This is a genomic window from Microcoleus sp. Pol12B5, from assembly GCF_036701335.1.
Lineage (GTDB): Bacteria > Cyanobacteriota > Cyanobacteriia > Cyanobacteriales > Microcoleaceae > Microcoleus.
This window is the reverse complement of sequence record NZ_JAUBQQ010000059.1, coordinates 14,412-37,876: the sequence shown is the minus strand read 5'-3', so window position 1 is coordinate 37,876 and position 23,465 is coordinate 14,412. Positions and strand designations below refer to the sequence as shown.

Below are 23,465 nucleotides of genomic sequence, written 5' to 3'. Positions count from 1 at the left end.
AGTCGTGAATGTAGAACCACCTGAAACGTTTGTGATGATTGAATCCATTGTTTACAAATCAAATGGTTTTGCTATATAGCAATCCTTGCAGGAGTCGTAATTTTTTTACCCACTCCAACCCTCCCCGAACCCGCTGGGAGTCCGTAAGAAACTCACAAATGATTTACAATTGCTATATGCTGATTTCTTATCACAGGAATTAGTTTTTACTATGAGTCAATTTAGCACAGGGTTAGACACAATAGTTTCACGTCAGATGCCATCAAGATCGAGAGCATTGTTATTAAAAAATTCTGCTTCTGTCATCAGGATTTCCCTCCTAATTTCCTCATGATTAAGCAATGTAGCCGACGCAGTTCAAAGGTGGTTCCGATCGCCATCGGAAACTAGCAAGTGTCTCAGATCACAAGGCCGATCGATCCCCCTCACTGCCAAAAACGTAAAATTATGTAACATTAAGTGAAGAGTTATCAAAGAACTCTTGCCATATCCCTAGAAAGTTATGACAACGAAACTAAGAGCTAAACACACAGAGAAAATGGAGAGAGACTTGCACCAGTTGAGGGCAGACCAAGAACTGATTCTCAACCAAGTAGACAATGCGATCGCTCTGTTCGACTCGTCTGACTGCTTAGTTTTGTTTAACAAAAAATTGGCGGGAATCTGGGGACTGTCCCCAGAATGGCTGGAAACAAAGCCGAAGTGCCACTTGTTGTTTGCGGAAATTGTCGATCGGGGTTACTTGTCTGTTCAGCAGTGGCAAGAGTTTCAGCAAGCACTAGAAAAATCTCAGCATGAAAGTTTATCATTTTATTTCGAGCAAGCCAATGCGGTTTGTTTGGAGGTGTGCGCCACGATTACCAACAGCGGCGGACGGCTGTTTACCTTTCGAGACGTTACGATATACCAAAACTCCCAAGCTAGCTTGAACGCAGAAGTCAGGCGGCTGAGCTTTCTTTTAGGTTTAACCGAACGCCTGCAAAAGTCTGACAGTTTGCAAGAAATAGGTCAGTTTGCCCTCACCTATTTAGTAGAGGCAATGAATGCAGCTTTCGGAGATGTCAAGGTGATTAACGGCAAGGGAAACGATCGGCAAGCGTCGGGGATTTGCAACCAAGTTTCTAGTCAATTTTTGGCTACTTACGGGGAACCCGTAGTCGCAGGAATGCAAGAATTGCTCGACCAAGGCATTCCCTACGGCATCGGTTTGCTATGGGAAGTGGTGAAAACTGGTAAACCTGTGTTTGTCGAGGAGTATGCCCAACACCCCAATGCCGTGCCGGAATTTCGGCATCCGGGAATTGGACAACTGGGCATTTTTCCGATCGCAGCTACCAACGGCACGATCATCGGAGTGCTGACGCTGGAGTCCCGCAACATCAAAAAACTGCAAGCCGCCGTCCACCAAGACGTACTCGAAGCTGCTTGCCGGACTCTGGGGGCGGCGATCGAGCGGGCTCAGACACAAGAAAACCTGCGCCAAGTTAATGAAGAATTAGAGTATTCTTCTCAGTTGAAATCCGAGTTTTTAGCCTCAATGTCCCACGAATTGCGGACGCCTCTCAACAGCATTCTCGGCTTTTCTGACTTGCTGCTGCGGCAAACTGCAGGACAGTTGAGCGATCGACAAATCAACTATGTAGAACTGATCGAAAAAAGCGGCCAGCACTTGTTGCAGCTAATCAACGATATTCTCGATCTTTCTAAAATTGAAGCGGGGAAAGTAGAACTAAACTTACAACCTGTTCGCGTTCAAGAACTCGCGACAGACTGTATGAAAATGATGCAGCCACGGGCAGACAAAAAGCGGATCGGTTTGTCTTTAGAACTCGACAACCGTATTACTAAAGTTTGGCTCGACGAAAGGCGAGTGCGACAAATTGTGATTAATTTACTTTCCAATGCCATCAAATTTACCCCCGAACAGGGACAAGTTAAACTCAGCGGGCGTCTGGCCTACGGCAGCGAAATAGACGGCGACTACCGGCCGGATTGTTCTCCTGTAAATGCCAGCACTCCTTATTTTTGTTTTGAGGTGGAAGACTCCGGCATCGGCATTCCTCAAGACCGCTGGCACTTGCTATTTCGACCTTTTCAACAGGTGGATTCTTCCCTGACTCGGAGGCACGAAGGTACAGGTTTGGGTTTGGCTTTGACTAAGCGATTGGCAGAACTGCACGGGGGAACTGTTTCTTTTCAATCTGTTTGCGATCGGGGAAGTCTTTTCCGCGTTTGGCTGCCTTTGACGGAGATGCGTCAACAGTTGGGAAACTTTGCTTCTTGTGCTTTGGATACCAAGTTAGTTCCTGCTTCTGCGATCGCTTTACCAATTGCCAGGAAGCGGATTTTGGTTGTCGAAGACCAGCCTTTTAACCAAATGTTAATTTCTGAGGTGATGGAATTGGAGGGGTACGGGGTAGAGATACTTGCGGATGGGAAGGCGATGGCCGATCGTATTCTCGCCGCCTCAGCAGCCGCGGAGTTGCTGCCGGATTTAATTTTGATGGACATTCAGTTGCCGGATGTTGACGGCTTTGAGTTGATGCGCCGAGTTAAAGCAGATCCTGTCTGGGATTCGGTACCGATGATTGCGGTGACGGCGATGGCGATGCCCGGTGACAGTGAGCGATGTTTGGAAGCTGGCGCTTCTGCTTATTTGAGTAAGCCACTGGATTTGAATTTGACGATCGCTACAGTCCGTTCTTTTCTCACTTAAACAGCATTTATACAAAGCTTCTAAAAGTAACTGTTAGCTGGCGCGGGATGACAAAAGCTTGTCCATCAAAGTGCCAATAAAAATTTGCTTAAAATGATTTAGAGGTGCTATATAATAGATGATGACGGGATTCAGACATCTAGAAAATATCCTAATGATAACTAAATGCACGTTATCAGTCGGAAAAAATTAAGAGACTACTGCAAAAGTCACGCTGATTCCTGCGAAGCGCTCGATGACTGGTATAAAATTGTCAGTAAAGCAGCCTGGACTAATCTTGTTGAAGTTCAAGCTGTTTATCTTAAAGCTGAAGCAGTTGGAAATTTTACAGTTTTTAATATCAAAGGAAATAAATATCGCTTAATCGCGAGTATTAACTATGAGAAGCAAATTATTTATATAAAATACGTTTTCACTCACGCCGAGTATGATAAGGAAACCTGGAAAAATGACTATTACTTTTGACCTAAAAATTTACAGTAGGTTGCTTTCTCAATATCAGCCTCGAATTATCAAAACTGAAGAGGAAAACGAGATATTTTTGGAAATTGTTGAAGAATTACTCTCACGTCCAAATCTGACTCCAGAAGAAGATGCGCTATTAGAATTGCTGGTAAAACTGATTGAGGATTTTGAAAAGCGGCACTATCAACTTAATACATCAACGCCAAAGTCAAGGCTGCTGCATTTGATGGATGTTCGGAGTCTAGAAGCAGAGGATTTAGTAGAAATTATGGGTTCGAGTGAGGCGGTAGTTGAGGTAATTAACGATCGGCTAGAAATCAGCAAGAAACAAGCTGAGGCTTTGGGGAGGTTTTTTCACGTCGATCCGGGGTTGTTTTTGTTCAATTAAGCGATCTCACTCTGTAATGTCTCGGAGGGCGATCGCATCCAAGTGGATTGATTTGATGAGGGTGGGGGCGATCACGTTTTAGAGGTTGGTTGAATAGGATGATTACTCTCCTCTTCTGCCAGGAGAGCAACATACAGAGAGGTTAACCGACTCAATCGCCTCTCTGACTCGATTTATCCGGATGAGTCTGGAAAAAGGTGAAAGATAATTTGTACCAAGATAAATAACGTAACTCCGAGGCTAGGATGACAGACGAACCCACGGTTCAATTCACGTTTGCCGTTAATGACCCAGAACTAGATGATGAGGAACGACAAGAGATAGCGCGAAAGCTGCTGCATCTGTTACGCCAACGTGATGAAGTGGAGAAGGTTGAGCGTGTAGAAGATTTGAATCCAGAGGCAGGGGCTAAACCAGGGTTTGCAACGCTGGTAGGATTCCTGACAGCGGAGGTGAATGCTAAGAACATTAAGGATTTTTGGAGCTTTTTGGGCGATCGCCTGCGGGATAAGTCGATTGTCGTTCACGTCAAAGTTGGTGAGAAAGAAATCAAAATTGAAGCCAAAAGCCGCAAGGAGTTAGAAGAGGCTGAGGCATTGGTAAAGAAACTTCTAGCTGAACTGAGGGAACAGGAAAATGCCTAAGAAAATAGCGCTGCTGATTGGAGTCAGCGAATACGGGAATGGCATCCCTTCTCTTTCTGCACCTCCTAATGATGTGGAAGCAATGAAGGGAGTTTTGGAAGACCCTAATCTGGGGGGTTTTGATGAGGTAAAGCCACTGATTAACCCCGATCTAGAGAAAATGCAAATAGAAATTGAGTGGCTATTTGCCAATCGCAAGAGAGATGATTTATTACTGCTATTTTTTTCCGGGCATGGCATTACTGATGATGATAACCACCTTTACTTGACAACTCGCACTACTGCTAAAAATAACTTCCGCGCGACTGCGGTGCGAGCAAGTTTTGTGCAAGGGCAATCCAAGCAGAGCCTTGCTAGGCGACAAGTAATAATTCTTGATTGTTGCTATAGTGGTGCTTTTGCAAATGGTTGGCAGGCAAAAAGTGTGGATATAGTCAGGCAGGAATTAGGTGCAAAAGGAAAAGCTGTTCTCACGTCTTCCACTGCGACCCAAACTTCTTTCCAGGATGAAGGGTCAACGCTTTCGCTTTACACCCAGTATTTAGTTGAGGGGATTGAGACAGGCGCATCTGACACAGATACAAATGGTGAAATATACGTTCGTGAATTGCATAAATATGCCAAAAAGAAAGTCCAGGAGGAGAAGCCAAACCAGCAGCCAGATATTATTATTCTGGATGGGGAAGGCTTCGACATTCTATTAGCTAATGCTCCCAGAAACACAGAGGCGCAATATCGCCAAACAGTGGAACGCTTTGCTAGAAATGGTCAAATTTCTCAAAGAGGTCTTTTGATTTTACCGATGAAACGGCAAGAACTTCACATCCCAGATGACACAGCGGCAGAAATCGAACAACAAGTTCTGAAACCATTCCACCAGCGTTTAAATAATTTAAATAATTATCGAAAAGTCTTTAAAGAAGCTATTCAAGAGCAGTATCCTTTGACTCCAACAGCTCGCAATGATTTGAGATATTTACAAATAAATTATGGTTTAAGACCTGAAGATGTAGCACCTATTGAAAAAGAAATTATTGACAGATTCTTGCATTATATAAGATTACGACATTTACTCGCATGGCTTAGGGGTAGGGGTAATATCTTTAGAAGACCGATTTTTTATGTATGCCTGCTGCCTGTTTTGGGATTCGGCGGGTATTGGTATTTGCGGTATCATGATGTTAATTCTCTACCTTCATCTCAAGACATATTCGAGTCGGAATCATTGAGCCAAGGTGAACAGACTTTCTTTCATAGCAAATCAAATTCTCAGCGATATAAAGGTATTGACGCCTTCAAAAAAAAGGATTATAGAAACGCTACTAAGTTTTTTGAAGACACTATAAAAGATAATCCTAACGATCCAGAATCCAAAATATATTGGAATAATGCCAGAGCATTGTCCAAAGGGAACCCAGTAACTCTTGCGGTAGTTGTACCTCTGGTTCAACCTAACATTGCTGAGGAAATTTTGCGAGGAGTTGCACAGGCACAAGATAGTTTCAACGATCCACATAAAGAGAAAGATCGGTTATTACAGATTGTAATCGCTAATGATAAAAACGATCCTAACGAAGCAAAGCAAGTTGCTCAGAAGCTAAGCCAATACTCAAGCATTATAGGAGTGATTGGACACTACACCAGTGCTGCTAGCAAAGCTGCTCTACCTGAGTATGAAACAGGTAATCTAGCCACAATATCCCCCAGTAGTACAGACACTAAACTGAAGAATAAAGTTTTTTTCAGAACCTTACCAAATGACGAAAAAAATGGTGAAGAGTTGGCCAATTATGCCATAAAAAATAACTATAAAAAAGTTTTTATTTTCAACAATCCTCAAGATCCATATAGCCTCAGCTTAACGGAAGGGTTTCAAAGAGTATTTACCCCACCATTAGGAGAAGTTGTCAAAACAGTGACGATAAATTTGACCGCTCCTTCAATGAAAATCACCCAAGGAGAAAATCAGCAACTTGATGCTGTTGTATTGTTTCCAGACTCACAAAAAATTGAAATTGCCAGCGCCCTAAATATCGACAAGATTGGAATCAAAAATCTACCGCTACTGGGAGCAGATGCCTTGTACGATAAAAAGATTTTTGACGCTGGAAATGCTGTTGAAGGTTTGGTTTTAGCTGTACCTTGGTTTCGAGATGAACCCAATTCAAAAAAATTTGCTGACAAAGCCAAGGACATATGGAGAGGTGAGATTAGCTGGCGCACAGCTACCAGTTATGATGCGACTCAAGCTTTTATTAAAGCTCTATCTTCGTCTAACAATCCCTCCCGCCAGACTGTGTTGGACAACCTCAAAAATCGTAATTTTTCACAAGATGAAACTTCAGGAAATCCTCTCACGTTTATGGACGGTGAGCGCCAAGGGCAAAAACCAGTTCTCGTTCAGGTAGTTAAAGATAGCAGCGGCAACCCTAAATTTGAGCTAGTTACAAAGTGAACACTCAATAAATTGTTAAAAGCCTGGAAGCAAATGGCTAGGGATGAGTGTAAATTGTCTCCCAGAGCGATCGCACCCCTCCTATAAAAATGAACAAGCGATCGCACTCACTCCTCAAAAGAATTATCTCCAAGCAATTCCAACAACTCATCCCAAGAACAGCCAAACGTTTCCTTAATGCGGCTAACTGCGTCTATTTCTATCTTCGCCATTGGCTGCATTGCATAACGGCGAACGGTAGTGTATGTGACACCCGAACGTCTGCTTAGTTCGTTAAGGCTCCAGTTCCGCTCTTCGCAAAGCTCTTTGACTCTAACTTTTACTCGATACATACCCATTAGCTTATGAGTATTTCAGTGTCAGAACTAGAACTTTCACACCTATGTATTTAAGCATATATATTGACGTATATGCGCTAGCGCTATAAGATAAATAATCAAGTCAAAAGCCAGCGCCTCTACCTACCAAGTGTCCGCGCTGACTCTGGCTCCCTTTTGAAATGGAGATAAAACCATTATGACTTACAAAGAGTGCCTCAAGCCTTGGGCGGTTGCCCGTTTGCTTCCCAATTTGCAATGGGCGATTGTCGGGCGATACCGCAATCGATCAGACGCCGACGGACATCTTCAGTTGTGTCGCCAGCGAGTCCCCGATATCCCATTGAAAGTTGTGTTTGCTTTGCCCGATCGCGCTGATTTGACACCTCATGACCCATAACTGATCGTAGGAATCGGTTTTTTAGGCAGAACTTACGCACTTCCGACAAAGAAACCGGGTTTTTTACCTAATCTGCGGACTAAAGTAGAGGATTTGCGTAAAAAAACCCGGTTTCTGGCCACCCGTGCGTCCAGGACTATTAGGGAAAAAGAAAACAGCCCCACGTGAGGGTGTCTTCGATCGCACTATTGTATTTGCCACTGCGGGGCCTCCTACTTTTCCAACTGCCACTAATCCTGGGTTCACTGCCACAGAGGTGTAATTTATTACATTTCATGATGCGAAACGCTAAACTCAATACTAGAGAAATTTTAGATTGAATGTAAAATCAACTTATAGTAACCTAACTCAACTATTTTGGCGATCGATCGGGGACATCTCTGTTCAGAAACGAGGGGAAAGACTAAAGAACACAGCACAATCAGTTCTGGACGCTATTAGACTAAAGAAACCGGGTTTTTTACCCCGATTAAAAGTCTGCATGCAGTATTTTCGGAAAAAATCCGATTTCTAGGCGATCGTGCGTCAATCCTAGCTAAATACCTAAATCCTTCGTCCTTGCCGATCTGTGGCCAAACTTTACCTATCATATTCGATGTCAAACAAGTCGCCCTGCATCATGTTGGTTGATGACGAGCCAGCTAATCTGACTTTACTGGAAGAGTTATTGCTCATGAAAGGATACGCTACAGTATCAGCGCTATCTGGCGCTGAAGCCCTCTCCCTTGCCCGCGCCTCTCGACCCGATTTAATTTTATTAGATATTATGATGCCGGAGATGAACGGTTTTGATGTGTGCGATCGCCTGCGGAAGGATACGGCATTGCAAACTGTACCGGTGATTTTTTTAACCGCCCTCGATGACGATACCTCTCGCATCAAAGGGTTAGAAATGATGGCAGATGATTATTTAACAAAGCCTTTTAACAGTCGTTTGTTGCTGGCCAAAGTTGAAAATATTTTGCAGTTGAGTCAAATGCGATCGCAAGCTGTATCTTCCCAATTGCACGAGCAGGTAAAAGAGCAAAGCAAACGCCAAATTGCCGCAGCTTGGGAAGCCAACGAATATCTTTCAGAAAAATTTCAGCTATTTGTGCCAGAGCAACTTCTCGAACGAATTGCGCCGCAAGGAATAGAATCTATTCAGTTGGGCAATGTCACAGAAGAAGAGCTGACTGTTTTATTTTGCGACATTCGCGGGTTTACTACGATCGCCGAATCTCAACAAGCTCGCGAGACTTTTGAATGGTTGAACGCTTTTTTTACTAAAATGAACGAGTGCATCACGTCTCACGGCGGGTTTATTGACAAATACCTAGGCGATGCAATCATGGCAGTATTTGACAAGCCTAATTCTCACGCCATGAATGCGATCGAAGCCGCAGTAGCAATGCAAGAAACTTTGCAAGAATTTAATGCCAGTCGCCACCAATACAATTTAGAATCTCCCGTCAATATTGGTACGGGAATTAACACAGGTATCGGCATGATCGGCACTTTGGGATCCGATCGCCGCATGGACTCTACAGTCATCGGTGATGTGGTAAATACAGCTTCTCGGTTAGAAAATTTAACTAAAATATACGGTTGCCAAATTATTGTTAGCGAAAATGCGATCGTTCGTGCGAGAGAATTTCTAAATGGCATAAGTTCCAACTCCTACTCAAAAGAAAGTCTATTATTAAAGTGCGACTTAGAAGTGGAAACACAGGAGAGTATTATTTCTACTTCTGGGGCGACTGCTGCTGACAGTCATTTGCCCAGCAACAATTATTATTATCGCTGGATCGATCGAGTAACCCCGCGCGGCAAGCAGCAAGCTATTGAAATCTACGAAATCTGGGCAGCCTCCTGTCCCGACTCGGAGGCAAAGCAGCTTACCCAGGGTTTATTTGACAAAGGAATTCAAGGATGGCAATCTGAACGATTTGTCGCAGCCTTGGGATATTTTCAGCAACTAATCGAACAAAACCCTGCTGATACAGTCGTCCGTTTTTATATAAATCGCTGCCAGGAAAAACTAGGTTTACTACCTGCAAATAGCACTTCATAAAGATTTAACTTTTAGGGCGGGCTACAAGGGGAGCATCTCAATGAAAGCAGCTAAGCTAGAAATTGGAGTTAGGAGTCAGGAGGAAAGAGGAACAAGGAAGAAAGAAGGAGCCAGAAGAAGTGTTTTTACAAATATGAGATGCTCCCAGCTACAAGCCCACCCTACAATAGTTTAGACTTATTGCAAAAGTCCCCTACTATCCTGCGTTGCGTCTATGGTTTCCCTATCAATGAAGGATTTATGCAATAAGTCTACAGTAATTGGAGTTCGCATCACACAGTCGTCAAAACTTGCTCTCTCAATTTCCCGATCAACTCATTCACACCTCCCGCATTCAAACGGTAACTCAGAGGATGACCGATTAAATAAGCTGAACTTTCAAACAAAACATCAATTTCCACCAAACCATTTTCTCGCAAAGTTTTGCCAGTCGAAACCAAATCCACAATTGCCTCCGACATTCCTGTAATCGGCCCTAACTCCACAGAACCGTAAAGCGGCACAATTTCCACCGGCAAATTCAAATTGTGAAAATATTCTCTTGCACAGTGTACGAACTTAGAAGCAACTCTACCGTGAGGAGGCAAATCCACAGTTCTTCGATAAGAACTAGATTCCTTCACCGCCACCGACAGCCGACATTTGCCAAACTTTAAATCAATTAAATTAGCAACTTTTGGCTTTTTTTCCCGCAAAACATCATAGCCAGCAATTCCCAAATCCGCTTGACCGTATTCCACATAAACCGGCACGTCGTGCGTCCTTACTAGCAAAGCTTTGGCAGTGCCTGTCGGGTCATATATTTGAAGTTGTCGGTTAGATGAATCGAGAAAAGCACTGAAGTCTAATCCAACCGATTTAAACAGCCGAATGCTATCTCCTAACAATCCGCCTTTGGGAAGTGCAACAGTAATCATGTCAATTTTTAGAGTGTAATTTTCTCAAGTTGGGAAGGGGGCGATCGCGGTCTAAGCAGAAACAGCTTTTACCAAACTCAGAATAACACATAGAGTTAATAGCAAAAAATAAATTTCTGGTATTGCTCGATCCTTTGTTTGAGGATATATTATATTTAGTAATTTTTTAGTGAGTCACTTGTTTCAAGGGCGCTCGGTATGGAAAACAATCAAGAATTGGATGAAAATTTTCACAGTGTAGACCAGGATTCCCTGAAAAAGATTACAGTAGATGAAATCCTCTCAGGCGGTGGTGTAGAGAAGGAGGAAATGGACTATACAGTTGCTGTACCTAACACTAACCAGACCAGGGTTCCCAGGGACAGAGGCTTCTTATCTCATGTGCAATCCAGCGTGTTCGATCGCGCCCCCCGATCGAAGTTTGCAGAAAAACGCGGAACGCTGGGAGGCTGTTAATGTAAAATGCTTGCAGAGGCTGGTGCAGAAAACGGGCCGCTCGCGCGCTCGTCATTGTGTATCATGCCTTTGTGTATTCAACTCTAAAACTTAAAATTTAACTGGCGATTGCAAATAGCTAACAGCTACATTATGACCAAATTGACTCTGGTAATCGGCAACAAAAATTATTCTTCTTGGTCGCTGCGCGCTTGGCTGGGGATGAAACAAGCTGGACTGGAATTTGCCGAGGTGAGAATCCCCTTAGACTGGCCTACAACGCATGAAGAAATTCGGCGCTATTCTCCCTCGGGAAAAGTGCCAGTTTTAATCGACGGCGATCTGAAAGTGTGGGAATCATTAGCAATTTGCGAATACGTTGCCGATCGCTTTGCAAATGATTTGTGGCCGGCGGATGTAGCGGAACGGGCGATCGCCCGTTCCATTGCTGCCGAAATGCACGCGGGGTTCCAAAATTTGCGCGACAATATGCCGATGGACTGCCGCAACCGCTATCCGGGAGAAGGGATGACTGCCGGTGTAGAAGCAGAGATCGATCGCATCTTTACAATTTGGCGCGAATGCCGCCAAAAATTCGGAATAGGTGGCAATATGCTGTTCGGAAAATTCACAGTAGTTGACGCTATGTTTGCCCCAGTTGTGATGCGTTTTATCACCTACGGAGTCAAACTAGATTCATCAGCAAAAGCTTATGCGGATGCAATTTTGGCTTTGCCTGCTATCCAGGAATGGGTAGCAGCAGCTTGCAGCGAAACGGAAAGTATTCCACACATTTAAATCTAGCAAAAATCAGTTTACTTAACCTAAAATCTCAAATCTCAAATTTGAAATCAGGATGCGGATTCTTTTAGTTGATGATGAAGTTGAGTTAACTGACCCTTTGAGTCGAGTCTTAACGCGCGAAGGTTATACAGTTGATGTGGCATTTGACGGAGCAAGTGGCAGCAATTTAGCCATGCAGGGCAATTACGATTTGCTAATTTTGGATTGGATGCTGCCGAGACAAACCGGACTGGCAATTTGCCAGAAGTTGCGATCGCAAGGACGCAATGCGCCAGTGCTATTTCTGACCGCCAAAGATACCGTAGACGATCGCGTACAAGGACTCGACGCCGGTGCAGACGACTATTTAGTCAAACCTTTTGAACTCCGAGAACTGCTAGCCAGAGTCCGCGCATTACTGCGGCGGCCTCCTACTTTTGATACCGAGGTTGCTGTCGGGCGGCTGCAAGTTGCAGATTTACAGCTAGACTACGACAATCAATTAGCTTATCGGGGCGATCGCACAATTGACTTATCAGAAAAAGAATGTCAGTTATTAGAATACTTAATGCGCCATACCGGTCAATTGCTAACACACGAACAAATCCACCAGTATTTGTGGAGTGAAGCAGAAAAACCCAGCAGCAATGTATTAGCCGCTCAAATTCGCCTGCTGCGCCGAAAAATAGAAGCCCCTGGCGAATCTGTCCTAATTCACACAGTCTACGGCAGAGGCTATCGCTTTGGAGAAGCCAATTAAAAATAATAGACTTTGTACAAAAATCCTTCTTCCTCCTTCCCTCTTCCTTCTTCCTTCTTCCTTCTTCCTTCTTCCCTCTTCCTTCTTCCTGACATCCGTTACATCCGTTACAGAATCCGTTGCCGAACTTCCCTCTTCCATCGGACTGACATCCATGACATCCGTTAAATCCGTTACAGAATCCGTTGCCGAACTTCCCTCTTCCTTCTGCTGTATTATCTATTATCGGGGAAGTATGCACCCTAAATCCGCCCTTACGTATCTTGACAAACCAAAGTAATTACTGTCACCTCGGGGGGGCAAAATAGCCTCCCCGGCGCATAAGTCCCCAAACCGCGATTCACGTACAGCAAATTACTCCCAACCCGATGCAAACCGCTAGCCCATTCCCAGTGAGTAACTACTCGATCCCAAGCCGACATAAAAGGAATGAACTTTCGGATTCGTTTAGGAATAAAATAGCCAATTTTTCTGACCCAAGCGTACAAAGGCCCGATACCGGGAATAACGATTTGACCGCCGTGAGTGTGCCCAGACAATTGCAAATCAATCCGCCAATTTTGCAGCTTTTCAGCAGTATCAGGATTGTGAGACAATACAATCCGAGAAATCGCGGGATTTATTGATGCCATTACAGGTTTAGGCGCAAAATCGCCCGACCAAAAATCTGCTAACCCAACTAAAGCCAATTCCGACCCCAAAGGATAGATTGCTTCGTTGTACAAAACCCGAATCCCGACGCTATTTAAAGCATTAGCAACCTCTCTTTTTGCCCCCGGCCAATAGTGGTCGTGATTACCCAAAACCGCGTAAATTCCCACCCGACTTTGCAAGTTTTTCAATCGCTGCACTAGGCCGTAAATAGGTGCGGGATCGTAGGTAATAAAGTCACCGGTTAAAAAAATCAGGTCGGGTTCAGCTTCATTGGCCGCAGCAATCGCCTCTTCTAGCAACCATTCCGACAGCCGCACCCCGTCATAGTGAAAGTCCGTAAGCTGTACAATTTTAGTACCGGATAGATTTTCTGGAAGATTGGCGATTGGTATTGTTAAATACTCTATTCGCAGTTTCCCAGTTAATAACCTGTGCATAAATCTAAAGTTTATTGATGACAGAGCGCCACCTCTAGCTTAGCAAATAAACAAGCAAGACTGCCAAACTAGATATTCTTCCCTTTTCCTTATATCCTCTGACTAATGACTACAGTCAGGGACGCAAAAAGTGGGATTTTCTCAAGAGAATTTAAACAGAAATGCCAATTTTTAGTTAGGTTTTCTTGCAAAATTGTTTCGGTATTACGCGCCCTACTAATACAGCATTTTTATTATAAAATTATGACTTCCGTAACAAGCTGTTTAAAACGCGATCAATTCTCTTCAGACTGGCATTCCCCGCCCCGCATCTATATTATTTTAGCAATTGTCAAAGCTGAGATTGGTGCCGATCCCTATCGCATCGGCTTACCACAGGGGGATTGATCCTACCAAACACTATCTCATTACTAATGATTTATTACTGAGTAGGTGGAAATAAACATGGCGTGGGGGAAGCCGAGTTTTGCATTAATAATAAGCTGTGGCTAGTATATATTATTGCCTTACCCGCCCCTAAGATATTTTATTTTTGGTCGCGTCTGGTTACTTGTTAACTAATAACTTCTGACGAAAGCCGCTTCTTCTCAATATATTGCTGGTGGTAATCCTCTGCCATATAAAATTCACTAGCAGGTTTGATTTCTGTGGCAATATCTTTGTCGTATTTACCGGAACTTTGCAATTTGTTTTTGGAGATGCGAGCGGCTTTTTCTTGTTCGGAATTGTGATAGAAAATCACAGATCTGTACTGTTCGCCTCTGTCGGGGCCTTGGCGATTGATTTGGGTAGGGTCGTGACAGTTCCAAAATACATCAAGCAGTGTTTCGTAACTCACCTGCGATCGATCGTACTCTATCAGCACAGATTCAGCGTGACCAGTCACTCTGGCGCAAACATCGAGGTAGCAAGGATTGGGCCAGTGACCTCCCGTGTAGCCCGCAGCAGTCGAGACGACACCCGCAACGGCGCGAAACTTGTGTTCAACTCCCCAAAAACAACCTGCTGCAAATGTGGCTTTTTCCATCGTGTTACTCATCGTATTGCGCTCAAACTCGGCACTAAATTATGCTTGACATATTCCCATTAATGTGCATTCCCAAACTAATCGCGGTTGTACGTAGTTTAGCAAATATTGTCGTGCTTTCTCCAAGGGTTCTAAGGGCGATCGACTAATTCCCCCTGCCAAAAATTGTTGCCAGTAACAGTGCTGTAAATAATCGATTAACCACAACTGAGATTCAGTATCTAAAGTTTTATCAATTTCCTTTGCCAATTCCAAAGCAGACCGCAGATTTTGAGGCAACTGCTTCACTTTTTGCAGCAAATCATCGGGTATTGATTGCAGTTGCTGCCAAATTGAAATTGCCTCCCCAGGACTACCCTGAGCCATCCCCAGTACCTCGGAATGATCCAAAATCTGCGCGAATCCGGCTTGCTGCAAAACTTGTGCCATTGCTTCGGGATTCAGCCTAGAAAACTGGATTTTTTGACAACGGGAAATCAAAGTTGGCAGCAAAGCTTCCACTGTCGGAGCAATTAAGATTAGGGCTGCTTTTCCCGGTTCTTCCAATGTCTTCAACAAGCCGTTAGCGGCTCCCTCGCCCATTGTTTCTGCTTGTTCCAAAACTACGACAGAACGCGCAGCTTCTAGCGGCGGTCGGCTGAGAAAATCACCGATTTCTCGAACTTGTTCTAAACGAATTTGTGGTGGTGCTTTCCGCTTTAAACCGGCTTCCTCTGCTTCCTTTGGTGTAAGCCGTTTGCCTTGGTTCATGTAAGTGGGTTCTACCCAAAGTAAGTCTGGATGATTGCGCTGCTGCACGCGATTTTGTACCGAGGCTACGAGTTTGGTTTTGGGAAGATTGGCTGAGAATAAAAGCTCGATGAAACATTGAGCAGCTAAACTTTTGCCGATGCCGTTAGAGCCGACAAATAAATAACCAGGAGCAATTCGGTTTCGCTCGACTGCTTGTGTTAGCAATTCTACTGGTCGCTCTTGTCCGATTAATGATGTGAAATAATTCATGTTGGCGGAAGAAGGAAGTTCGGCAACGGATTAGGTAACGGATGAAGGATGAAGGATGAAAATATATGGTTTTAGCAATTAAGTACATCCTAGCCGTCGGCGCGGCTACTAAAATACCAAAAGGTTATTGTGGTTTAAGGGACTGCTAAATAATTGTTTTGAGTTAAGAATGTTAAATTGTAAGTTCTTGGAGCAGGACAGGGCATTGCCCTGTCTCTACACACGATCTAGCGCTATTTTTCAGAATTGATATTATTTAAATATCCCCAAGCTTCTAATCTGCGAGTTACAATAGTTTGAATTTCCTGAGCGACTTCATATTCAGGCAGATCGGCATTTATCCGGACAATCCGAGATTTATTTGCCTCGGCTAACTCCGCAAAACCTTGCTGCACAAGGCGGTGAAACTTCAAATCAGCTTGCTCGATCCGATCGCACCCTCCCCGGACCCTTACCCTCGCCAAACCCGCTTCCACATTAATATCCAGCCACAAAGTCAGATCGCTTTCCAAGCCGCCAGTGGCAATGTCATTCAACTGCTTAATTAAGTTTAACTTAAGACCGCGGCCGTAGCCCTGATAAGCGATCGTAGAATCAGTAAAACGATCACATAAAACAATCGTTCCTTTCAATAACTCGGGTTTGAGAAAAGTTTCGACGTGTTGAGCGCGATCGGCAGCATACATGAGTAATTCTGCTCGATCGGATACAGATTCGCCCCCATCTTGTTTCAGCAGCAAATGTCGCAGTCCCCTTCCCAACTCAGTACCCCCCGGTTCGCGAGTAGCCACCAACCGGACTCTCAGACAGCAACTTGCTTGCAGAAACTGTATCAAGCGCTGCATTTGCGTAGTTTTACCCGCACCTTCAACCCCCTCAAACACGATAAGTTTGCCCTTCATTGCCCTAACTTTCCACCTGAATAAAATAAATCCATATTGTTCTGTTCATCTGTTCTAGGTTCGGTATGATAATAAAGTCTAAATGCCTCACGGCTGGAGTTGTCTATGGCTCGCTATACTGGTTTTTTTATCGTTGCCGTTCCGATCGACCGTCTCCGTCAATCCCTGATTGAAATTTTAGAGTCATGCAATCTTGATATTATCTACAATACAGGAGATTCCGTCATGGCTCGCGAACTTCCCGGTCAAGTCTCGATTGCCAAACTTGTCACCGCAGAAGTCCTAATTGAGAAAAACACGGCTAGCGACTCAGAGGTTCGCATGAACTTCGTGATTAAAAACGAGGAACTGCCCCTGCAAACCAACAACCACTGCCGTCAAATGTTCGAGCTAGTGAGTCGTTCAATTATGAACAACAATAACTGGCGACTTTTGGAAAGTATGGCACTGTAGCCATCAGTCAGTCAATTTGAGGTGTGAGATTTTCGCTTGACTCTACAGATGAATCAGGGGGTTCTAACTAACGTGGAAACTTCTTGGCTCTCGACTCCTGGTGTGAGGGGTTTGTTTCCCTCTTGGTATGAGGTCATCAGTCATTAATTTCTAACTAATGACCGATGACCTCCGACATTTATCTGTCATCCCTAAATTGAAGCTCGAAATCCCCGACGCAAAAACAAAGAATTTGTCACAACGCTAACAGAACTAAACGCCATAAATGCTCCGGCCGCCGCAGGACTGAGTAGAATTCCGGTTGCAGGCAGCAAGATACCCGCGGCTACCGGAATTCCCAGAGTATTGTAACCAAAAGCCCAAAATAAATTTTGGCGAATCTTATTAAAAGTAGCGCGCCCCAGTTCGATCGACTCAACAACATCCATCAAAGCATTTCGCATCAGCACAATTTGAGCTGTCTCAACTGCGACATCAGTACCGCAGTGCAAACCGATACCGACATCAGCTTGAGCCAAAGCCGGGGCGTCATTGATACCATCCCCCACCACAGCCACTTTACAGCCTTGGGCTTGCAAACTTGCGATCGCCCTCGCCTTGCCCTCCGGCCGCACTTCGGCCAAAACATCAGCCGCCGTCAAATCTAGCTGCTGCGCCGTCGCCGCCGCCGCAGACGCCGTATCCCCCGTGAGCATCATCACCCGCAATCCCATGCCCCGCAAACGTTCCACCGCCGCCTTAGCATCCGGCCTCAGAGTATCTTTTAGCCCGATTACCCCCAGCAAAACGCCCCCAGAAGCCACGTAAACCGCCGTTTTGCCTTTGCAAGACCCCGACAATTCCGCCGCCACAGCGACCCCCTGCTCCTTCATCCACTCGGCATTCCCCGCGAACACCCGCCGGCCCTCCACCAAAGCAGAAACCCCGAATCCCGGTTCCGTGGAGAAATCCTCAGCAGCTAGCATCGGCAAACCTTGATGTTGAGCTTCCACCAAAATCGCTGCGGCGATGGGATGACAAGCGCCCCTTTCCACCGCCGCCGCAATTTGCAGCAGTTTTGAATTAACCGCACTGCCAGAAACTCCATTAATTGTGGAACAAACATCTTGTTTGTCTCCAGAAACTCCATCAATTGTGGAACAGGCATCTTGCCTGTTTCCAGAAAATCCATCAATTATGGAACTAACATCTTCTTTGTCTCCAGAAAATCCATCAATTGTGGAACTAACATCTTCTTTGTCGCGAGAAACTCTATCAATTGTGGAACAGGCATCTTGCCTGTTGCCAACATTAATATCTGAATTCAAATCCCACTCCGAATTCTGGAAAATCGGCAAATAATCTGTGAGTGTGAGATTTCCGGTTGTTAGAGTGCCAGTTTTATCAAAAACCACCGTATCTAATTGATGCACCCGTTCTAAAACATCGCCACCGCGAATTAAAAGTCCGCGCTCCGCCCCGATGCCAGAACCGACTAAAATTGCTGTTGGGGTAGCCAGTCCCAAAGCGCAAGGACAAGCAATAACTAAAACTGCGATCGCCAATTTCAAACTTAACAGCAAAGGCGATTGATAATGGATAATAGGCAATTCATTTCCCATATTCATTGCCCCGTGTCCCATGTTCATTGCCCCGTGTCCTAAAAGCACAGAAGGCCAAATATGAGTGCCGGCAAAATACCAAAATAGGAAAGTTAAAAGCGATATCGCCATTACCCCATAAACAAAATATCCCGCGACAGTATCAGCTAAATTTTGAATCGGCGCTTTGCGAGTTTGGGCAGCCTGCACCAAAGCCACCATTTGAGCTACAGTTGTTTCCTTACCGGTGCGAGTTGCCCGCATCACAACTGCCCCGGATTTATTGATAGTTCCCGCCGCAACTGTATCTCCTGGTTGCTTCAAAACCGGCATTGATTCGCCAGTCAGCATCGACTCATCTATGGTTGTTTTGCCTTCGCAAACTTCGCCGTCTACGGGAATTTTTTCCCCTGGCAAAACTTGCAGCCATTCTCCGACTCGGACGCGATCGGCTGGAATTTCAATGTATTGTGGATCGTAGACCGCAGATGTCGAGTCTAAAGGCAATTCTTCCGATCGCAAATCTAAACTCGGGAGTTTAAAATCAACTAAGCGGGCTTTCGCCGGTTGCAATGCGATTAAAGCTTGCAAAGCTGATGCAGCGCGCCGTCTGGCTTGCTGTTCGAGAGTTTTGCCCAACAAAATAAAGCCCAGCAGCATCACCGGTTCGTCAAAAAAGCACTCCCATCCCATCCGTGGAAACAGCAGCGCGGCGTTGCTAGCGGTGTAAGCTGTAACAGCACCTAAAGCTACCAAAGTATTCATGTTGGGTGCATTTCGCCACAAACTGCGGCACCCGTCAACGATAATCGGGCGGCCCGGTAGCAGCAATGCTAGGGTGGCGAGCCCCCAGTGAAACCAAATATTGCTGAGAATTGGGGCTTTTGTGCCGAGTACGTGACCTAAACCGGATAGAATAATTAGGATTAGGGCGATCGTCAATTGCTTGATTTGCTGTCGAATTTCTTGCCGTCGCCGTTCAATTGTTGTCGCTTCTGCTTCCTGCTGATTTTCACCTGAACGAGACTGAGAGGGAAATCCATTATCAGTCAACTTTTTCGCTAAAGCTTCTGCATCGACAGTCCCCGGTTGACACTCAACCGTCGCCACTTCTACGGCCAAGTTAACGCAAGCTGAAATTACGCCTGAATACTGCATGAGTTGGCGTTCCACAGCTTTCGCGCAGCCGGCACATTTCATCCCGCCAACATCGAAAGTAACAAGTTCTGGCGGTGATTCTTTAACTGATATGATTTCTGGTTGAATTTCGGGGATTGTTTTGGGCAAAAATTGCATGGTTTTTTTTGGTATTGATTAGAATATTTCGGTGCTTTTGAAAGGGTTTAATGCACAGTTTAGACAAATGTCTATATTTTTATCATAGATAAATTTTGTGGCATCTTCCGAAAGTGTTAGTTTTTTTTAATTCTTATTAGTGGCAGGCAGTTAAATCCGCAGCCCGACAGGGGTTTCAGCCACTACTAGAATGCGAGTTTAACGCTAAGACACGTCTTGGACACGGCAGTGCCGTTTCCCTATTTGATATAATGAGCCAATTGCCTAGTTAGTATCCAGCTTTTATTTGACGAATTTAGCTATGACAGAAACACCAAAATTTTATATTGTCAAACGTCCTGCGGGTAATTGCGAAATTTTGCCGTTGGCGGAACCCTCGCAGAGGATCGCCCAACTCGAAGAACAAAACCCCAGTATTATTGAAAAGTGGGGCCCTTACGATTCTGCCGAAGATGCCATCGCCCGCCGCATCGGATTAATTCGCGCCGGCAAATGCCAGCCGCAATGACGGATTGCGATTGCTTTCCTCTGAATCGCGAAAGCTAACGTGACTCCCAATGACGCATTGCAAAAAATAGCGAAGCATTCGAGTTGAAAATGTTGGCTTTTGGCCGTAAGTCTTCCCCCGAATGCTTTTTTTTAACTGAAACCTTACACAGGTTTTCTACTTCGATTTAGAAGGTGCTGCACTCGGTTTTGCCTGCGCCGCAGTCGGCTTAGGTGGCGCAGCATTCGGTTTCGCCTCAGCCTTATTGTTCCCTGTTTTACCAGTAACTTGCTTTGTCAAAACTTCCATAGCTTTCGCGTACTGCGGATCGGCCTTCGTAGCAATTTTATCGCGATCGCGCCTCAATTCCTGTTTTTGAGCGTCGGTGAGTTCTACCTTGAAATCCGGTTCAATCCCGGCGTGGTTGATATCAGTGCCGTTGGGAGTAAAATACTTGGCAATTGTCACCGCCAAACCGGCACCATTCCCCACGCCGCGTACTGACTGAACTAAACCTTTACCAAACGTCTTTGTTCCCACCAAAACCGCGCGTTTGTTGTCTTGCAAAGCACCGGATAGAATCTCGCTAGCACTTGCTGAACCGCCGTCTACCAGTACAACTAACGGTTTGTCTGTGAGCTCTGCCTTATTTGCCGTTTGTTTATCGGCCTCACCGACTCGATCGACTGTGGAGACGATCGTACCTTCTTTGAGCCACATCCGAGCAATTTCAATACTTCCGTACAGCAACCCGCCTGGATTGGAACGCAAGTCTAAGATATAGCCCGTCACCTTTTTCTGTTCCAAATCCTTAATTGCCGATCGCATTTCCGATGCAGCATTCGCACTAAACTGATTTAAGCGAATATAGCCGACTTCTCCGATGGGAGTTTTCTGCACCGACTTCCGCACAGGATGAATTTCAATTTTAGCGCGTTTCAGCTTAAATTCTAATTCCTTGCTTCCCCGCAAAATAGTCAGCGTCACCTCAGTATTCGCCTGGCCGCGAATCAAAGTTACCGCTTGATTCGTATCCATGCCTTCTGTGCTCTTGCCGTCTATCTTAGTAATGATATCTTTTGCCAGAATACCAGCAGTAAAAGCAGGAGTATCTTCGATCGGCGAAATCACTGTCAACTTCTTAGTTTCCTCATCTTGAGTCAACTGAATCCCCACTCCTGTCAGTTCCCCAGAAGTTTCAACCTGCATATTATTGAACTCTTGAGGATCCATAAACCGCGTATAAGGATCGTCCAGCTTTTTCAGCATTTCCCGAATCGCCTTATAAGCTTCCTCATCGCTAGTATAAGTCCGGTTCAAATAATCATTCCGCACCGCTTTCCAGTCAACCTGGTTAAAAGTGCCATCCACATAACTTTTGTCAATAATTTGCCAAACTTCATCAACCAACTCTTTAGGGCTTCCCCGAAAAGAAGCCAGAGATTTAGAACTGCAACCAGTGTTCGCAAGAGTTGCAGCAGTGAGTACCACCGCTGCTGCACTTAGAACAAGCCCTCGTTTTGTTATAACCATTTGTCTGACGCGCGGGAGGAAAAGAGTTCAGAATAATTACGCTCAATCTAACACAGGCAAGGCCGGCTCGCGTTTGGCGTACATATATTATTCCACTTTGCCGAGTTCTGCGGTGTCAACTTAAGACTGAAATCCTCTATCTCTTTCGTTTGTATCAAAGTCTCGATCCCCCTAAATCCCCCTTAAGAAGGGGGACTTTGAGCGTTATTGTCCCGCCCTTAACAAGGACTTTGAGCGCTCTTGTCCCCCCCTTACTAAGGGGGGTTAGGGGGGCTCTCCGGGTTTAACAACAGGCATTAGGAGCGATCGACAGCAATTAAGGATCGACCCAGCGATCGTCCGATTTAATCAAGTCAATCAATTCTGCCACTCCTCGGTCTTCCGGCACCTTCTTAATTTCTTCCCGACCCCGGTACAGCGAAATATAACCCGGTTGCTTCCCGACGTAGCCGTAATCAGCATCAGCCATTTCTCCCGGGCCATTGACAATACAGCCCATTACTGCTATGTCCAAACCCGTGAGATGCTTCGTCGCCTCTCTCACTTGGTGTAACACTTCCTCTAAATTAAACAAAGTGCGACCGCAGGAAGGACAAGCGACATACTCAACCATCGTTTTCCGCAGTCCCAAGGCTTGCAGAATGCTGTAGCAGACGGGAATCTCCTTTTCTGGGGCCTCTGTCAGCGACACGCGGATGGTGTCGCCGATGCCGTCAGTTAACAAAGGTGCGAGGCCTGCGGTGGATTTGATGCGGCCGTATTCGCCATCTCCTGCTTCCGTGACGCCCAAATGCAGCGGGTAATCCATGCCGAGTTCGTCCATCCGGTGCACCATCAAGCGATAAGCAGCAACCATCACGGGTGCGCGGGAGGCTTTCAGGGAAAGTACGATATTTCGGAAGTCGAGGGATTCGCAAATTTTGATGAATTCCAGGGCCGATTCCACCATGCCTTCGGGGGTGTCGCCGTAGGTAAAAAGCATCCGTTCGGCGAGGGAACCGTGATTAACGCCGATTCGCAAAGCTTTGCCTTGGTCGCGCAGGGAAATCACCAGAGGTTCCAGGGTTTCGCGGATTTTTTCGCCAATTTCCGCGAATTCGGCGTCGGTGTATTCGGTTCTGTCGGCTTTCGGCTTCTCGAACACGTAAAGCCCGGGATTAATTCTCACTTTGTCTACGTGTTTGGCCACTTCGAGGGCAATTTTCATGCCGTTGTGGTGGACATCGGCCACGAGGGGCACGGGTTGGTAGGTGGCGTGCAGTTTTTGCTTGATTTCGGCTAATGCTTTGGCGTGGGCCATGCTGGGCACGGTGACGCGGACGATTTCGCAGCCAATCTCGTGCAAGCGCCGAATTCCGGCGACTGAACCGTCGATGTCGAGGGTGTCTTCGTTAATCATCGATTGTACGACGACGGGGTTGCCACCGCCGATCGTCACGCTACCGACTTTGACGGGCCGGGTTTTGCGGCGCTTGATGGTGGTGTCGAAGGTTGGTTCGGTGGTGAGGGTTTTAGTGGGGTTCGGCAGAGTTTGCATAACTGGTTGCTAGGGTTCTTTAATTAGAGTTTATAAAATTGTGTCTGCTGTTTTTTAGGTTTGCACAGAAAGGGCCTGTTTGGGCAAAGAGGTTTTGGGATTTATGATTCTTAATGAGATTGCTGCGAATTTGTCGATCGAATTATGTCGGAAAAGGGCGATCGAACTAAAAGCCAACCATCACCGGGAAGGCGAACTGAAGTTGGGCCCGTGGAACTAAACCG

Annotated in this window: 22 protein-coding genes; 13 read left to right on the top strand and 9 right to left on the bottom strand. The window is 45.5% G+C overall.

All coding sequences use genetic code 11. The features are described 5' to 3' along the window. Window positions 1-502: 502 nt before the first annotated feature. The 5 genes from QUA24_RS20850 to QUA24_RS20830 all read left to right on the top strand — a co-directional run bounded on the left by QUA24_RS20850 (window position 503) and on the right by QUA24_RS20830 (window position 6,668). A complete protein-coding gene (locus QUA24_RS20850; protein ID WP_333231774.1) occupies window positions 503-2,716 on the top strand; it encodes an ATP-binding protein in 2,214 nt (737 codons plus the stop codon). Between the two features lie 165 nt (window positions 2,717-2,881). Next, window positions 2,882-3,181, top strand: a complete 300-nt coding sequence (locus QUA24_RS20845) for a type II toxin-antitoxin system HigB family toxin (protein WP_333231772.1) — start codon at window positions 2,882-2,884, stop codon at window positions 3,179-3,181. Continuing rightward, a complete protein-coding gene (locus QUA24_RS20840; RefSeq protein ID WP_333231770.1) occupies window positions 3,165-3,569 on the top strand; it encodes a transcriptional regulator in 405 nt (134 codons plus the stop codon). The genes QUA24_RS20845 and QUA24_RS20840 overlap by 17 nt, the downstream gene beginning before the upstream one ends. Before the next feature lie 245 nt (window positions 3,570-3,814). Continuing rightward, on the top strand, window positions 3,815-4,213 hold the full coding sequence (locus QUA24_RS20835; protein WP_333231768.1) for a hypothetical protein: 399 nt from the start codon (window positions 3,815-3,817) through the stop codon (window positions 4,211-4,213). Next, window positions 4,206-6,668 carry a caspase, EACC1-associated type gene (locus tag QUA24_RS20830; protein WP_333231767.1) on the top strand — a complete coding sequence of 821 codons (2,463 nt, stop codon included), beginning with the start codon at window positions 4,206-4,208 and terminating at the stop codon, window positions 6,666-6,668. The genes QUA24_RS20835 and QUA24_RS20830 overlap by 8 nt, the downstream gene beginning before the upstream one ends. Window positions 6,669-6,775: 107 nt before the next feature. On the opposite strand, the gene QUA24_RS20825 is transcribed toward QUA24_RS20830, so the two are convergent. Next, the gene (locus QUA24_RS20825) at window positions 6,776-7,000 is read right to left on the bottom strand and encodes a helix-turn-helix transcriptional regulator (protein ID WP_333231765.1); all 225 of its coding nucleotides are present in this window, start codon (window positions 6,998-7,000) and stop codon (window positions 6,776-6,778) included. Window positions 7,001-7,184: 184 nt separating this feature from the next. On the opposite strand from QUA24_RS20825, the gene QUA24_RS20820 reads away from it, so the two are divergent. Continuing rightward, complete coding sequence (locus QUA24_RS20820) at window positions 7,185-7,385, top strand: hypothetical protein (RefSeq protein ID WP_333231763.1); 201 nt, start codon at window positions 7,185-7,187, stop codon at window positions 7,383-7,385. 595 nt (window positions 7,386-7,980) lie between these two features. Continuing rightward, window positions 7,981-9,438 carry a response regulator gene (locus QUA24_RS20815; RefSeq protein WP_333231761.1) on the top strand — a complete coding sequence of 486 codons (1,458 nt, stop codon included), beginning with the start codon at window positions 7,981-7,983 and terminating at the stop codon, window positions 9,436-9,438. Window positions 9,439-9,710: 272 nt separating this feature from the next. Here the strand turns inward: QUA24_RS20815 and hisG are convergent, their stop codons facing one another. Continuing rightward, on the bottom strand, window positions 9,711-10,355 hold the full coding sequence (hisG, locus tag QUA24_RS20810) for an ATP phosphoribosyltransferase (protein WP_333076539.1): 645 nt from the start codon (window positions 10,353-10,355) through the stop codon (window positions 9,711-9,713). A 198-nt stretch (window positions 10,356-10,553) separates the two neighbouring features. On the opposite strand from hisG, the gene QUA24_RS20805 reads away from it, so the two are divergent. The 3 genes from QUA24_RS20805 to rppA all read left to right on the top strand — a co-directional run bounded on the left by QUA24_RS20805 (window position 10,554) and on the right by rppA (window position 12,333). Continuing rightward, entirely contained in the window at window positions 10,554-10,811 is a 258-nt protein-coding gene (locus QUA24_RS20805; RefSeq protein ID WP_333231759.1) for a hypothetical protein, read from the top strand. Between the two features lie 132 nt (window positions 10,812-10,943). Beyond that, a complete protein-coding gene (locus QUA24_RS20800; protein ID WP_333231757.1) occupies window positions 10,944-11,588 on the top strand; it encodes a glutathione S-transferase family protein in 645 nt (214 codons plus the stop codon). A 58-nt stretch (window positions 11,589-11,646) separates the two neighbouring features. After that, complete coding sequence (gene rppA, locus QUA24_RS20795) at window positions 11,647-12,333, top strand: two-component system response regulator RppA (protein WP_333231756.1); 687 nt, start codon at window positions 11,647-11,649, stop codon at window positions 12,331-12,333. Between the two features lie 254 nt (window positions 12,334-12,587). Here the strand turns inward: rppA and QUA24_RS20790 are convergent, their stop codons facing one another. Further along, the gene (locus QUA24_RS20790; protein ID WP_333231754.1) at window positions 12,588-13,424 is read right to left on the bottom strand and encodes a metallophosphoesterase; all 837 of its coding nucleotides are present in this window, start codon (window positions 13,422-13,424) and stop codon (window positions 12,588-12,590) included. 243 nt (window positions 13,425-13,667) lie between these two features. Here QUA24_RS20790 and QUA24_RS20785 point away from each other — a divergent pair, with 243 nt between their 5' ends. Further along, a complete protein-coding gene (locus QUA24_RS20785) occupies window positions 13,668-13,811 on the top strand; it encodes a hypothetical protein (RefSeq protein ID WP_333231753.1) in 144 nt (47 codons plus the stop codon). A 166-nt stretch (window positions 13,812-13,977) separates the two neighbouring features. Here QUA24_RS20785 and msrA read toward each other — a convergent pair whose 3' ends face one another. From msrA to tmk, 3 genes are all read right to left on the bottom strand, one after another. Beyond that, window positions 13,978-14,451 (bottom strand): peptide-methionine (S)-S-oxide reductase MsrA, encoded by a 474-nt coding sequence (gene msrA, locus QUA24_RS20780; RefSeq protein WP_333213088.1) that lies wholly within the window; start codon window positions 14,449-14,451, stop codon window positions 13,978-13,980. Between the two features lie 39 nt (window positions 14,452-14,490). Continuing rightward, window positions 14,491-15,453: a DNA polymerase III subunit delta' gene (locus tag QUA24_RS20775; protein ID WP_333231751.1), complete on the bottom strand. Its 963-nt coding sequence runs from the start codon at window positions 15,451-15,453 to the stop codon at window positions 14,491-14,493. A gap of 233 nt (window positions 15,454-15,686) precedes the next feature. Beyond that, window positions 15,687-16,355, bottom strand: a complete 669-nt coding sequence (tmk, locus tag QUA24_RS20770) for a dTMP kinase (RefSeq protein ID WP_333231749.1) — start codon at window positions 16,353-16,355, stop codon at window positions 15,687-15,689. 105 nt (window positions 16,356-16,460) lie between these two features. Here tmk and QUA24_RS20765 point away from each other — a divergent pair, with 105 nt between their 5' ends. Further along, on the top strand, window positions 16,461-16,808 hold the full coding sequence (locus tag QUA24_RS20765; protein WP_190659999.1) for a hypothetical protein: 348 nt from the start codon (window positions 16,461-16,463) through the stop codon (window positions 16,806-16,808). Between the two features lie 191 nt (window positions 16,809-16,999). Here QUA24_RS20765 and QUA24_RS20760 read toward each other — a convergent pair whose 3' ends face one another. Continuing rightward, the gene (locus QUA24_RS20760; RefSeq protein WP_333231747.1) at window positions 17,000-19,684 is read right to left on the bottom strand and encodes a heavy metal translocating P-type ATPase; all 2,685 of its coding nucleotides are present in this window, start codon (window positions 19,682-19,684) and stop codon (window positions 17,000-17,002) included. Window positions 19,685-19,985: 301 nt separating this feature from the next. Here QUA24_RS20760 and QUA24_RS20755 point away from each other — a divergent pair, with 301 nt between their 5' ends. After that, on the top strand, window positions 19,986-20,192 hold the full coding sequence (locus tag QUA24_RS20755; RefSeq protein WP_190733905.1) for a DDE transposase family protein: 207 nt from the start codon (window positions 19,986-19,988) through the stop codon (window positions 20,190-20,192). A gap of 156 nt (window positions 20,193-20,348) precedes the next feature. Here QUA24_RS20755 and ctpC read toward each other — a convergent pair whose 3' ends face one another. Beyond that, window positions 20,349-21,704, bottom strand: coding sequence for a carboxyl-terminal processing protease CtpC (gene ctpC / locus QUA24_RS20750; RefSeq protein ID WP_333231745.1), 1,356 nt, complete (start codon window positions 21,702-21,704; stop codon window positions 20,349-20,351). A 316-nt stretch (window positions 21,705-22,020) separates the two neighbouring features. Next, entirely contained in the window at window positions 22,021-23,241 is a 1,221-nt protein-coding gene (ispG, locus tag QUA24_RS20745) for a (E)-4-hydroxy-3-methylbut-2-enyl-diphosphate synthase (protein WP_333145618.1), read from the bottom strand. Between the last annotated feature and the right edge of the window lie 224 nt (window positions 23,242-23,465).